Origin of the sequence: Dyella koreensis, from assembly GCF_044904565.1 — a bacterium.
GTDB classification, from domain to species: Bacteria; Pseudomonadota; Gammaproteobacteria; order Xanthomonadales; family Rhodanobacteraceae; genus Dyella_D; species Dyella_D koreensis.
Window position 1 is genome coordinate 265,574 of record NZ_JADIKD010000010.1, and the last position, 13,576, is coordinate 279,149.

Annotated in this window: 13 protein-coding genes; 9 read left to right on the top strand and 4 right to left on the bottom strand. The window is 62.0% G+C overall.

The genetic code is table 11. The annotated features are described in order from the left end of the window. Positions 1 to 2: 2 nt before the first annotated feature. Positions 3 to 299, bottom strand: coding sequence for a hypothetical protein (locus tag ISS97_RS10810; RefSeq protein ID WP_379986686.1), 297 nt, complete (start codon positions 297 to 299; stop codon positions 3 to 5). A 131-nt stretch (positions 300 to 430) separates the two neighbouring features. Between ISS97_RS10810 and ISS97_RS10815 the strand changes: the two genes are divergently transcribed. From ISS97_RS10815 to ISS97_RS10840, 6 genes are all read left to right on the top strand, one after another. Further along, the gene (locus ISS97_RS10815) at positions 431 to 1,240 is read left to right on the top strand and encodes a class I SAM-dependent methyltransferase (RefSeq protein ID WP_379986685.1); all 810 of its coding nucleotides are present in this window, start codon (positions 431 to 433) and stop codon (positions 1,238 to 1,240) included. A 241-nt stretch (positions 1,241 to 1,481) separates the two neighbouring features. Then, a complete protein-coding gene (locus ISS97_RS10820) occupies positions 1,482 to 3,176 on the top strand; it encodes a type IV secretory system conjugative DNA transfer family protein (protein ID WP_379986892.1) in 1,695 nt (564 codons plus the stop codon). Then, complete coding sequence (locus ISS97_RS10825; protein WP_379986684.1) at positions 3,166 to 3,777, top strand: hypothetical protein; 612 nt, start codon at positions 3,166 to 3,168, stop codon at positions 3,775 to 3,777. Before ISS97_RS10820 ends, ISS97_RS10825 begins: the two co-directional genes overlap by 11 nt. A gap of 13 nt (positions 3,778 to 3,790) precedes the next feature. Next, entirely contained in the window at positions 3,791 to 6,145 is a 2,355-nt protein-coding gene (locus ISS97_RS10830) for an XVIPCD domain-containing protein (protein WP_379986683.1), read from the top strand. Between the two features lie 239 nt (positions 6,146 to 6,384). Next, on the top strand, positions 6,385 to 6,729 hold the full coding sequence (locus ISS97_RS10835) for a hypothetical protein (RefSeq protein ID WP_379986682.1): 345 nt from the start codon (positions 6,385 to 6,387) through the stop codon (positions 6,727 to 6,729). Between the two features lie 63 nt (positions 6,730 to 6,792). Further along, on the top strand, positions 6,793 to 7,353 hold the full coding sequence (locus ISS97_RS10840; protein WP_379986681.1) for a Spy/CpxP family protein refolding chaperone: 561 nt from the start codon (positions 6,793 to 6,795) through the stop codon (positions 7,351 to 7,353). 131 nt (positions 7,354 to 7,484) lie between these two features. Here ISS97_RS10840 and ISS97_RS10845 read toward each other — a convergent pair whose 3' ends face one another. Further along, entirely contained in the window at positions 7,485 to 8,141 is a 657-nt protein-coding gene (locus tag ISS97_RS10845; protein WP_379986680.1) for a Vgb family protein, read from the bottom strand. A gap of 9 nt (positions 8,142 to 8,150) precedes the next feature. Beyond that, positions 8,151 to 9,371 carry a helix-turn-helix domain-containing protein gene (locus ISS97_RS10850; protein ID WP_379986679.1) on the bottom strand — a complete coding sequence of 407 codons (1,221 nt, stop codon included), beginning with the start codon at positions 9,369 to 9,371 and terminating at the stop codon, positions 8,151 to 8,153. Positions 9,372 to 9,504: 133 nt separating this feature from the next. On the opposite strand from ISS97_RS10850, the gene ISS97_RS10855 reads away from it, so the two are divergent. Both ISS97_RS10855 and ISS97_RS10860 read left to right on the top strand, forming a co-directional pair. Beyond that, complete coding sequence (locus ISS97_RS10855) at positions 9,505 to 10,269, top strand: DUF899 domain-containing protein (protein WP_379986678.1); 765 nt, start codon at positions 9,505 to 9,507, stop codon at positions 10,267 to 10,269. A gap of 184 nt (positions 10,270 to 10,453) precedes the next feature. Next, positions 10,454 to 11,245 (top strand): DUF2182 domain-containing protein, encoded by a 792-nt coding sequence (locus ISS97_RS10860; RefSeq protein ID WP_379986677.1) that lies wholly within the window; start codon positions 10,454 to 10,456, stop codon positions 11,243 to 11,245. 48 nt (positions 11,246 to 11,293) lie between these two features. Here ISS97_RS10860 and ISS97_RS10865 read toward each other — a convergent pair whose 3' ends face one another. Continuing rightward, the gene (locus tag ISS97_RS10865) at positions 11,294 to 12,934 is read right to left on the bottom strand and encodes a WG repeat-containing protein (protein WP_379986676.1); all 1,641 of its coding nucleotides are present in this window, start codon (positions 12,932 to 12,934) and stop codon (positions 11,294 to 11,296) included. Positions 12,935 to 13,205: 271 nt separating this feature from the next. Here ISS97_RS10865 and ISS97_RS10870 point away from each other — a divergent pair, with 271 nt between their 5' ends. Further along, entirely contained in the window at positions 13,206 to 13,571 is a 366-nt protein-coding gene (locus ISS97_RS10870) for a hypothetical protein (protein ID WP_379986675.1), read from the top strand. Positions 13,572 to 13,576: the final 5 nt, after the last annotated feature.

The window sequence follows — 13,576 nt, forward strand, 5'->3', positions numbered from 1 at the left end:
AATCAGAAGATCAAGCTGCCAACAACCAGCGCGATCAGCGGAGCAACGCCAATGAATGCGGCAACCACCGCGCGACGTTTGGCTTCTGAAAAGCTATAGCCGGAGGCCCACAGCGCACCGGCGATAAGGAACACGCCGAGATAGAACACCACCATGTACTTCAGCCGCTCCGCTTCCAGCACAGCGGCCGGGATGTCCGGATCGGGATCACCCAGTTGAGCCGTCACCCCTATGAAGGCAAATCCCCAGCCCAACGGGGCCAAGAGCAATGCCAGATTCGATGCCGTTGACTGCTTCATGCATGGCCGCCCGGATAAGTTGACTCGCCCAGGCATTGATAAGGGAATGATCACAACAAGGCAAACAGCGGCCTCTGGCATCACGCCCCATTCGGCGTAGGCTTGAACATTCCCTGCCAGGAGGTCGAACCATGTTCCGCCGCACCTGCAAACGCCTCGCCCTGCTCGCCACCGCACTGCTGCTTCCCGCCTTCACCAGCGCCGCCCCGGCCACCTCGCCGGACACCACCGCGGCACTGCAACAAGCCGTCAACGGCACGTGGCGTTCGGACGCCAACAAGGCGCGCGACCGCTATCGCCACCCTATCGAAACGCTGCAGTTCTTTGGCATCAAGCCGGACATGACGGTGATCGAGCTGTCGCCGGGCGGCGGCTGGTATACCGAAATCCTCGCGCCCTTCCTCTATGCGCACGGCCATCTGATCGAAGCCGCGCCGGCCAAGGCGGAGAAGTTCGCCGCCAAGCTCAAGGCCGAGCCGAAGGTCTACGGACACATCGCCAAAATCATTCCGTTCTCGCCGCCGGACCAAGTGAACCTCGGCCCCAGCAACTCCGCCGACATGGTGCTCACCTTCCGCAACACCCACGACTGGCTGATCAACAGCCCCGACACCATCGAAGCCGTATTCAAATCCGCCTTCGACGTACTCAAACCCGGTGGTGTACTCGGCCTCACCGAACACCGCGCCAAACCCTTCGCCGAACCCGTCGTTACGGCGGGTGCACTGCACCGCATCCCCGAGGACTATCTGATCGCGCTAGCTCTCAAGACCGGCTTTCGATTGAGCGGCGTATCGCAGATCAACGCCAACCCCGATGACCCGGAAGACATCAACGTGCATCGGCTCCCGCCGGATCTGGCGGGGCCGGAGGATGAGCACGCGAAGATGAAGGCGATTGGGGAGTCGGATCGGATGACGTTGAGGTTTGTGAAGCCGTAAGGGAATCCCTCGTTGCCAGGTAAGCAAGGGACGCCTTACGCACGCAACAAGGCAACCCTTTCGGCGTATCGATCTCAAATGGGCCACAGGGAATGCTGCTGATCTAATGCCGCTCGCTCAATAAGCCACGATATGTCGTGAGATTCATCTCATGGCGTATCGTCTCCCATGCATGCACGATGCGCTGGCATTGGTTGCGACTTACGCAATCATGAAACCAGCAGGACCAGGAGTTTGGCGCATGCATCCATGGAAGGCGGCATCGGCCGTAATCACGCTGTTTTTGGTGATCATCGGCGGCCTGTACGCATCGGGATATCTCACATTTCTACTGCTCGGCCTGCACGGATCCCCGGTACGGTGGAATACCTACTGGCAATACCTACAGGCGCTGGACCAGCCTGCGTTTGCGCTGTATGCGAAGCGCATTCATATCGCGGGAGCCATCGGCTTTGGCGCGCCTGTTCTGGCGTGGTTTGGCTTGCTTGTGTGGCTGTTCAGACCCAGGCCGAAGGCTCTGCATGGTGAAGCGCGTTTCGCCACCGCCAGCGACCTTTCCAGGCAAAAGATGTTCGCGCCTTCGTCGACTAGCCTCGTCATCGGCAAGATGCGCGGCAGGTTTATCCACATGTCCGGGCAGCAATTCGCCCTCCTTGCCGCCCCTACGCGCTCCGGCAAAGGCGTCGGCATCGTCATCCCCAACTTGCTGAGCTATGCCGGCTCCATGGTGGCGCTGGATATCAAGCAAGAGAATTACGAGTTGACCAGCGGCTGGCGTCAATCGCAGGGGCAGGACATCTTCCTGTTCAATCCCTTTGCCGAAGACCGTCGCTCCCATCGCTGGAACCCATTGCACTACGTCACCAACGATCCTGCCTTTCGCATCTCCGACCTGATGGCGTTGGCGGAAACGCTCTACCCCGATGGTTCGCCAGACAACAAATTCTGGGTAAGCCAGGCCCGCAACGCCTTTCTCGCCTTCTCCTTGTACCTGTTCGAGCGGATGGACGCGCTGCGCACGAAGGACGGCCTTCCCGGGCGCATCAAGGAACCCACTCTCGGCATGGTGTTCCGTTTGTCATCCGGCGATGGAAGTGCCTTGAAGGACTACCTACGGCAGCTATCGCAACAACCTTTCCTTAGCGCCGAAGCCGGGAACGCATTCAGCAACCTGCTCTCGCAAGCCGATGACACTTTCTCATCGATCATGGGCAGCTTTCGCGAGCCGTTGAATATGTTCATCAACCCTGTGCTCGATGCCGCCACCAGCGGCGACGACTTTCTGCTCACCGACCTGCGCAAACGCAAGATGACGATCTATATCGGCATCCAGCCCAACAAGCTGGCCGAGAGCCGGATCATCATCAACATGTTCTTCAGTCAGTTGATCAAACTCAACACCAAAGAGCTGCCCTCGCAGAATCCGGAACTGGCCCATCAATGCCTGCTGTTGATGGATGAGTTCACCGCCATCGGCCGGGTAGACATCCTTGCCAGCGCGGTGTCATTCATTGCCGGCTACAACCTGCGACTGCTGCCCATCATCCAGAGCGTTTCCCAACTGGAGGCGGTGTACGGCCGGGATGTGGCGCGCACCTTCGTCACCAACCACGCACTGCAAATCGTCTACACCCCGCGCGAGCAACGCGATGCCAATGACTATTCGGAGATGCTCGGCTATACCACGGTACGCAGGGAGAACATTACGCGCGGCAGGGACGTGAGCCGAAGCGAATCGGACGAACGGCGCGCGCTCATGCTGCCACAGGAGTTGAAGGCGATGAGCAATGACAAGGAGGTGTTCTTCTATGAGGGCATTCCGCATCCCGTCCTGTGCGACAAGATAAGGTATTACGAGGACAAATATTTCACCCGTCGGCTACTGCCGAAAACGGACGTTCCATGTTTGCATTTGGGAGGCCCCAATGCTCCATAAGACAACGCGCACGTTAGCAATTTTGGCAACCGCCTTGCTGACGGCCTGCTCGACCCCGTCGCCCAAAGCTATCGCCACCACACAGGAGACCTCAGTCATGGCGCCTGGAGATCACAAGATCGTCAATCCCGCATTGAGCGCTGAGGAAATCAGCAAGCGATTTCTCAAACTGCTTGGAAATATCAAATCCCGTAGCGATTTAAGCGTGGAGACGATTAAGGAATCGACCGGACTTACGCTCGAAATCGACGGAAAAAACGCGGGTTATCTGAGCACTGATTTTGGAAATGGGTGGCGATACAAGCTGGTTTACATCGGCGAATCACCCGCCGTCTTACGCGGTGTGGGGCTGTATCTCGTCAATCGAGAAGAGAGCGAAAGCATGGCACCCGTGTGTACGTTCAACTTCGACGACTATCACCATGCGCTCAAAGCCATGGGTTATGACGACACGCCTATTTATGGCGAAATCGGGCAGTTGATGGATTGGCGCTACTACAAGAATGACATCACGCTATCCATTCGACTCCGGGAGCTAACTCCACGAGGCCATGAGGGCCGGCCGCAAAATTGCGTCGTATTCATTGGAACGTTGAACTGAATGGAGGCATTCCATGGCGAAGCCCAATCCCCATCTAGAAGCCGCCTTCGCACAATTCGCTACTCAACCAGGCATCGGTCCTGAACAGGTTGCGCAGTTAAGAGAAGCCGTTACGGCAGATGCCGCTCTACTGGATACGTTGAACCGGCAGGCCACCAAGGACCAACTCACAGGGTTTGCCGTGGAATCGGGCGATGGCCTTCGCCATCTGACCGGTAGTTATGATCTGTCATCGCGTCTGGTCATCCTGCCATCTAGCAGCTTGTCACCTTTCGGCACCGGCGCCAGCGGCGATCTGAAATCCATTGTGAAGTTACAGAGCATGATGGTGCATTTCGCGAACAGCAGTTATGGCGATACCGACGGCGATCTCCTGCCTGTGTCGCAGGGCATGCTGGACAACCTTCAATCGACCATCAACGGTTCGCCGGCTCTCTCAGACGAAATCAAGCGCTCAGTCAGCGAAGGTCACCTCAAACAGCTCAATATCCTCGACGCCAAGAGCGGCGCGGGTGGCACCTACGATCCCGGCCATCAATCGATGAACCTGCCGGCGCTAAGTTTGCAGACCAAGGCGGAAGACAATCCACAAGGACGCTTCGACGCGCGAGACCTGACCTTTGTGATGGGGCACGAAATCCAGCATAGCTTCAACAGTGCGGCCAAGCAGCAATCAATCACCGCCTTCATGAAGGCCATCGAGGCGACGGCCGCCGAGAAATCGTCCGTACACGACTATACCCGGCCTATCGCTAATCTCATCCAAGCTAGCCGCGAAGATGAAGCCAAAGCTGAAATCGCCGGCTGGAACGCCTTGCTAAGCCACCAAAAGCAGGCTCTTCCAACAGCCGGTTTGGATGAGATGCTGGACACCCAGAACAATAGGACAGCCGACTTCGTCCAGCAGGACCCAAGCTCAACTCGCACCAAGGCCGAGCCACGCCCAGGCTTAAATTTCAACCAAGACGGCACCCTCTCCCCCACACCCGCCAACATCGCCGCGATGGGGCACCACTATTTCGACCGCCCTGATCCCAAGCATGCACAACCCGGGCAGCGCCCTCTCGTCGTCGGCCGCAGCGGCGAAGCCAACTACCCCAACTACTACGGACGCTGGGCCATCGAGCGCGTGATCGAGGCCGAGGACAAGGCCCGGCCGTTCCAGGGGCACAAGCCCGAGCTGACCATCGACATGCAGCGCCTTGGCCTGAGCGAAGAGCTATTGGAGAAAGAAGGCATCGACCTGGGCAAGGACAAAACGCCCCGGCCGTACTTCGACAGCAGCCAGTTGCCCTCCGCGCCCCACCATTTCGATCACACCAGGGATGGCCCCAACGCCAACCAGTATGTGCCGGTCGTGTCGCATGACCACCACACCCCTTCGACCCGGCATCGCGCGCTCGACCGCCAGCGCCATCAGGAGGTCGGCAACATCCCCGTACTGCCGTCGCTCTTCGATACGCCAGAGACCATCAGTCCGCGCTCGTTGACACCGGTGCACCGCGAGATGCACCCCGACTCCGCGCATGAACACGCCTTGCTGCGCGAGGTAGAGATGATCAATCAGCGCACCGAGCAGGAACTCGGCCGGAGGCCGCCGGGGCATCACGCGCCGACGTTGTCGCACCAGCAGACGCAACAGCGCACCCTGCACGATCCAGCCCTGACGAAAGAAACGCGCGTCGAACCCGCCCACCTCGACAGACCAACGGCGCACATGGAAGGGATTCACCGCGCGGTTGCGGCGACAAGGCCTTCGCCAGCCCTTTCAGCGGAACCGGCGCCACCGAATCCGCCCACGCCCCGTGAGCCCATTCCGGAGCAAGCCCCCGCATCGATGAATAGCGAGCTCCGCGAGCCGGCGCTGGCAGCCCCAGTGGCCCATCTCCGATCCACGCCCCATGCAGTCACCACCCCGAACGCTGACGCTCACGAACTCGACCCGCGACACCCAGAGCATCCCGACCATGGCACGTACCGCAGCATTCAAGAGCAGCTGACCAAGCTGCATGACGCACGCGGCTTTCGCCTTGATCCAGATCAAATGGAGCGGCTGGCCACCGGCACCCTGATCGAAGCAAAACGGGCTGGCTTGCGGGAGGTGACCCACATGGAGTTCGGCCAGAACCGCGAGACCGGCCAAGTCTCCCCCAACATTCATCTGTTTCAGGCGTTTCGCGGCGATATCGACGACCCGCGCACCGGCTGGGGCGCCGTGGATGCGCAGCAGGCGATGCATGTTCCACTGGTTCAATCGCACCAGCAACTGCAAACCGTCAATCAGCAAATGGACCACCAGCAACAGCTCAATGAGCAACTTCGCATGCAGACACAGCAGCAAAGCATGGGACCGAAGATGACGATGTGAAAGCGCGACGCAACTTCCTGTGCGATGACGAGGATTGCCTGCGCCAGGCCGGGAGCCAGCCCGCTCCCGCCCCCTCTTGAGGAAACCTACACATGTCATGGCCTAGATTCCGGCGGGTTCGATCCGGCCTGGCCGGACTTCGCCCTGGCGGCCCTGCCCTTTGCGTCGACTTCACTGCGCAAGCGACCGATGCCGGTCTGTTCGTTACGACTACCGTTGCATGTGAGGAGGGTACGTTGATGACTCGCACCTTTCGTTTCTTGCGCGCCCGCCAGATTGCGGTGGCGCTGCTTGCCTTGCTGGTTCTGTCGTCGTCCTTGCCGGTGGAGGCGCAGCGCTATCGTCCTGGTGGCGGTTATCACCATGGGCGGCCGGTGCCGCCGCCGCGTTACGACCATCGTCGGCGCGGTGGCCGCGATAACAGCGGTGCCGTCATTGTGGGTGCGCTGCTGGGTGTGGTGGCCGGCGCGGCTATCGCCAACTCGAGCACGCAGCCGCCGCCGGAGGTGGTGTATCGCACCGCGCCTCCGCCTCCTCCGCCCGGTGTTGTGTATTACGACGACAGCTATCCGCCCGGCTATTAGCAGGCGCCGTTGCGCCCTTTCTTGATCGCCGTCGATTCGCCCTGTGATTCGGAGCATCCCACTATGAAGCCCGTGATTCGCACTCTGGCTGTGCCCGCGCTGTTGTCCTTCGCCATGCTCGCCCCTGCCGCCTGGGCGCAGACCTCACCCGCGCCAGCCACTTCCGCAGCGGCGGCGCCCAAAGCCGCCATGACCAAGAGCCGCGCTGAGCGACGCGCGGATGCCGTGGAGCAGCGCATCACCGAGATGCACGGCACGTTGAAGATCACCGATAAGCAGTCGAAGCAGTGGGATGCGTTTGCGCAGACCATGCGCGACAACGCCAACCGCGCTGATCAGGCTTTCCGCGACCGTGCGCAGAAGTTGGGCACGATGAATGCGGTGGAGGCGATGAAGTCGTATGCCGACCTCACCCAACTGCATGCGGAGAATATGCAGAAGCTTTCTTCCGCGATGAGCGATCTGTACGCGGTGCTCTCTGATGATCAGAAGCGCATGGCGGATGATATGTATCGCAATCAGGGTGGGCGTGGCGGCAAAAGCCGCGAGGGGCCGCGGATGCATAAGGGCAAGGGGAAGGCGCCGGCGAGTGCGTCGTCGGCAGGACCGGCTAGCGGTCCTTGAGTTTGCGCGTCATCTGGCAAACGCTTTGTAGGAGCGCACCCTGTGCGCGATTCACGCGCGTGCGGCGCTCGGGGAGAGCGGTCGCCCACAGGGTGGGCTCCTACCCATTGGGTGCCCGGGCACCGCTTCGCTTACTTGCTTCCGCTCGCCACTCTACGCTTCGGCCGACGGATAGCGGTCACCTTTCCGCTCATGCCGCCGCCGCAGTAGAACCGGTCGCCGCCGTCGGATTCGAGTCCGGACACGCCGGAGTTAGGCGGCATTTCGAGTCGCTCAAGGACCTCGCCGGTTTGCGGATCGATGCGCCGTATGTCGCTGTCGTCGCCTTCCCAGGTGGCGTGCCAGAGTTCGCCCTCCACCCAGGTGACGCCGGTGACGAAACGGCTGGATTCGATGGTGCGGAGAATCGCTCCGGTGGCGGGGTCGACCTGGTGGATTTTGCGGGCGCGGTATTCACCCACCCAGAGCGTGCCTTCCGCCCAGGCGAGCCCCGAATCGCCACCGTTGCCGGGGGCCGGGATGGTGGAAAGTACGTGGCCGGTATCGGGGTCGATTTTCTGGATGCGATCCTCGGCAATCTGAAACAGGTGCCTGCCGTCGAAGGCTGTGCCGGCGTGGGCGGCGACATCGATCGAACGCAACGTCTTGCCGCTCGCCGGGTCGAGGGCGTTCAACTTGTCTCCGCTGGCGAACCAGACGTGCTCGCCGTCATAGGTGACGCCAGCCACTTTGTCCACGCCCGGGAAGGGTCCGTATTCTCTAATGATGTCGGCAGGTGTCGGCTTCATGCGTCCATCCTAATCATTCGGTAGTGACGCAGGGAGTAACAAGGCCGTCGCGAATCCCGGCATGAGCGGGGTCATCCAGCGGCGGGCCCGCCCGCGACCGAACGACTGTACTTTGCCTGTCGCCGCGAGTGCATCGAGTGCCCGCTGTACGTTGCGCTGGCTGGCCCCAAGCGCCAGCGCCAGCGCTGAGCTCGACCAGGATTCGCCGTCGATGAGAAAGGCGAGTACGTCCGCATGTTTTTCTTCCACCGGCGGCGCCAGCACCACAACCTCACGTGCACTGTGTGGTTCCAGCGTGAAGCCTCGCGTGGTGGCGCTCACATCGGCCAGCATCCGCAGCGCCTTGCGCAGCCGCCCGATCTCGACACGCAAGCGGGCGCGATGCGATTCATCCGGATGCCTGGCGCGGAAGGCACGCTCTATGAGCGCATCCCTTGGCACGTCGTCGGGCCACGCTTCGCCCAGCGCGCTGGCGAGCTCGAACAATACCGGGCGCCTGGCGAGCCAGACCATCTCGCCCGCGTTACACATGACGCGACGGCACCCGTCGACCACAAGCGCCTTCGACGCCAGCAAAGCTTCAACGTCTTCGAGGAGAAGTAACCGCTCTTTGCCGCGCGCCAGTTGGCGTGCCGCGGGGGTATGGAGTGCGAGGGACGCGTTTTCGACTTCCGCCGTCAGCGCAGGGATGGCGGCGAGACGCGCCGCCTGCGCGGCCCGGGTGAGCGCCGCGTGCGCCGTCTTCGCGTGCAGGCGGCGCATGGCGATGCCGGCAACGGCCAGTTCGTGGGCGGCCCTCAGGGCGGGCGGGAAGAGCGAGGCATCGAGTCCGGCAAGCGTACGCTCGGCCAGGTCGAGATGCCCGATCAGAAGCTGGCGCCGGATTTCGAGATAGCGAGCGTGCGCGGCGTTCACGCGGTCGCCGTGGGCTTCGAGGGTGATCCGCGCGGCGTCGAGCGCCTTCTCGGGCCAGCCCAGGTCGCGCGAGACCAGCGCAATTTCCGCTTCGGCAACCACACACCTCGCGCGTGCCACAGCCTCTTTTGCACCGAAGGCGCGCGCCGCGCTACGTACGAGGGCTTTGGCGCGGACGAAATCACCGAGCTGCGCCATGGCAATCCCGCGAAGCGCGAGCGCGGGTGGGTCATCGCGCAGGGCCACGCGGTTCAGTGCCCCCAGGGGGTCTCCCGCGGCCAGCGCGCGTGCCGCCGCCGTGATCAACGAGTCCATCGAATCGAGCTCATCTCAATCGCGCCACACTTGTCACTCCCACCCTCCGGCCGGCCCGTCGCAGTCTATCTCACGTCCACTCACCAGCACGCCGTACCGGCACGGTACGAACGGCACCAGACGGAGAAAGGTTATGACGACACATACCACCGGGACTCGCAACGAATGGCTGGCAGCAAGGATCGAGCTGCTCAAGGCGGAAAAGGAGCACACGCGGCGTAGTGATGAACTGGCGCGGCAACGGCAGGCATTGCCGTGGGTGCGGATCGACAAGGCGTATCGATTCGAGACCGACGAGGGGAATGTCCCGCTGGCCGAGCTGTTCCGGGGCTGTTCGCAGCTGCTCGTTTACCACTTCATGTTCGGACCCGACTACACGGCGGGCTGCCCATCCTGCTCGGCGGTCGCGGATGGCTTCAATGGCATCGCTGTTCATCTGGCCAACCACGACGTGGCGTTCACCGCGGTGTCGCGGGCGCCGCTGGCCAAGCTGCGGGCGTACAAGCAGCGGATGGGCTGGACGTTCCCGTGGGCGTCTTCGACCGACAGCGATTTCAACTTCGACTTCGACGTCTCCTTCACTGAGGAGCAACAGCGCAAGGGACTTATCGAATACAACTACGAGCGCGGCGGCCACGCGATGGATGAAGCCGAAGCACCGGAACCTGTGGTCCGTCTGGCCGCCACCTGTGGAACCGATGTGGCGACATATGCGCGCGACCGTCCAGGCATGAGTGCGTTCGTGCTGAAAGACGGCGTGGTTTACCACACCTATTCCACCTATGCGCGCGGCGTGGATGGCATCTGGGGCATGTATCACTGGCTCGATCGCGCACCGCTGGGGCGCAATGAGACGGGGATCTGGTGGCGCCGGCACGATGAGTACGCGCAGGGTTGAGTTCTTGCTCGTCATCCCGGCGCAGGCCGGGATCCAGTGAAGTACGCGTGCGCAGCACACGAAAATCGCTTTTGAGTGCTTCGCACGGTTATTTGAACTGGATGACCAGCTTCGCTGTTGTGAAGCGCCTCCGGCCTACGCCGGGATGACGAGCAAATTGAGCGAAAGATCTGGAGACCGGCGCATGATGTCCGAGCGAGCCTCTCAACAAGCATTCTTTGGCATCGCCGCGCTGCTCTTTGCCGCCAGCGCGGCCATCACCATCGCCTGGTGCTCGTCCATGTCCGCCATGGGCGGCATGCCGATGCCCGGCCACTGGACCATGTCAATGGCATGGATGCCGATGTGCGGACAGACGTGGCCCGGCGCCGCGCTGACGTTCCTTGGCATGTGGGCCGTGATGATGGTGGCGATGATGCTGCCGTCACTGATCCCCATGCTGTGGCGCTATCGCCAGGCGATTAGCGATAACGGTGAGATACGACTCGGCCAGCTGACTCTCGTTACGGGTCTGGCTTACTTCCTCGTATGGACGACATTGGGAGTCATCGCTTTCCCACTGGGCGCCCTCCTCGCCGCGGCCGAGATGCAGCAGCCGGCGCTGGCGCGCGCCGTGCCGTTGATGGAGGGCATGGTCGTGCTGATCGCCGGTGCGCTGCAGTTCACCGCGTGGAAGGCCCATCACCTTGCATGCTGCCGGGGAGCGCCGGGACATCGCCATAAGTTGCAGGCGAACATCAGCGAGGCATGGCGACATGGCCTGCGCCTTGGCCTTCATTGCAGCTACTGCTGCGCCGGCCTGACGGCAATCTTCCTGGTGATTGGCGTTATGGATCTGCGCGTGATGGCATTGGTGACAGCCGCCATCACTATGGAACGTCTTGCACCGCACGGCGAGCGTGCTGCGCGAGCGATCGGCGCCGTCGCGGTTGTGGCGGGTGCGTTGCTGATCGTGCGGGCCGTCATACCTGCGTAGTGAGTGCCCTCGAAGCATCGCTCGCTTCGAGGGCACTACACCGGTTGATCAGCCTTCGGTACTCGCCTGCTGCTCCGCCGACTTGCAATACGGCTTCACATCCTGCGGCCAGATGACCTTGCCGCTGCCATCCACCAATTGGTCCGCACCGCAGTCGGTGTGTTTGACGGTGAACAGCGTCTTGCCCTGCAGGTCATATGCGGCGCGCATCACACGTACGGCATCGTCGCCGGTACCGCGCAGGTCGTAGCCGAGGATGATGTTGCGCTGGGTGTCGATGTGCAGCTCGTGCCACTGCGGCGCGATCAGCTGGTTGCCGTCGAGATCGAGCAAGGCTTCGTGGGGCTGTTCCTCGCCATCACGAGCGACCAGGTATCGGCCTGTCTTGTCGAGGCGGATGTCGGCGAACGTCTCCGGCTTCGTCAGCACTTTGCCGGCGGCGTCCATCACACCGAGTGCGGGCACGGGTGTGACCTGGCCGAGGATGGACACGTTGATCTTCGGCGCATCGGCGCCGCTGAACACGAAGCGCTGCGGCGTGAGCACGCCCACCTGCTGGTAGGTGGCGGGAATGATCTCGCGTCCCTGGTCCAGATCGAAAATGCCGGACAGATACGAGAAGGCATCGGCCTGGCGGAAGATGGAACCGTAACCCTGCTTGTGGCCGAGCATGCCCAGCAGCGTGTGCTCGGCCTCGCCCACCGCGTCATAGCTGGGCTGGACCAGCCATGCACCGCTGCGGTCGATCATGCCGAACTTGTTCTTTGCAGGGTTGCTGTCGTCGCTCTGCAGCTTCGCCAGGGCGCCCTTCTTGCCGAAGGGTTCGCATTGCACGAAACGCGGCTCGATGACGACTTTGCCGGTGTAATCCATGTAGCCGCAGGGCTCCGCCGATTTTTCGCGGAACGCAACGAGCCCTTCGCTGGGCAGCCCCATCCACTCGTATTTCACCGGGACCACGAGCGTGCCGTTGGCGTCCGTCAGGCCGCTACGGATGTGGTCAGGCGCCGCGGCGACCATATGGCCGTCGTTGATCTCGCCGAGGCTGCCGTACTCCACCTGCTTCTGCGAGCCATCCTTGAGGTTGATCAGCCATTTCTGGTCGCCGCGATCGGCGGTGATCAGCCCGCCGCGCGTATCCAGGTCTTCGCGCACCACCATGCTGTCGTAGACCGCGTCGGTGAGCTGCTTGCCGTGGACATCGATGACGCCGGATTTCTCACCAACCTGGTAATTGATGTACTGATCTTCGCCGCCAGAGAAGACGCTGTCGAAGCGTGGCGCCACGACTTCATTGCCCTGGTAGTCCATCAGGCCGATCTTGCCGTCGCGCTCGAAGCCGAAGTAGCCCGGGGTGACGGTGTAGATGTCACCGGAAAGCGTCTTGATCGGCTGGCGCGTCTTGGCATCCAGCAGCAGCCATTGCTCATCCTTCTGAACCAGCAGCGTGTCCTTCATCAGGAAGGGGCTGAAGTTGTCGTAGTCGTTCTTGAAGGGGATGAGTACGTTGGCGGCCTGATCGACCACACCGCAGTCGTCGTTGACGCAAAGAGCGACGTTGAACGCGGCCGGTGCGGGTGGCTTGGCCTGTGCCGCGGGCTCCGCCGCGGCGGGCTTGTCGCCGGAGGAACCGCAGGCGCTGAGCAGCAGTGCGGCCACGCTCGCAGCCAGCAGCGAGCGACAGAACATGTTTTTAGTCGGGGTCAAAATGTGGCTCCCATGCCTTGGTTGGTAGTGCTTCCGTTGAACCGCATGACCCGCGCCGAGCGCGCGGACAGCGGTCGCGAATGACCGTGCCCTGTTCCCCTGGCGATGCCGGCAGCTCTCTAGCTGGGGCCGGCGGCGCCCCTGGTCTGCGGAGTTTACCTCACGATTATTCTTATCGATTCGACATAATGCGCGCCTACCTTGGCGGCCTCAGGTTTCCGCAGGCCTATTCGCAGCACTCAAAGGAAGAGTAATGAACGTGATTCGCCATCTGTCCCTGGGCCTCCGGGCCGCTCCTGCTTTCGCACTCAGCATCGCGATCGGCATGGCCGCCGCGTCACCAGCGCATGCCGATGCACTGGCGCAGGCCACCGAGCAATACGCGCAGATGTGCGCCACCCAGGGCACCAACATACCTGCGCCGCACGGCGAAGCCGATTTGAAGGGCAACCCCAAGTTGGGGGACTACTGCAAATGCTTCGGCGAGAAGTTTGCGAAGCGCGCACTGGCGAGCCGGAACGACAAGGCTGCGCCGTCGCTGCAGCAGACCGTCTCGGAAGAGCAGGCCATGCGCAATGATTGCCGCAAGCAAGTCGGCCTGCCGTTGCTGAAGTTCTGAGGCAA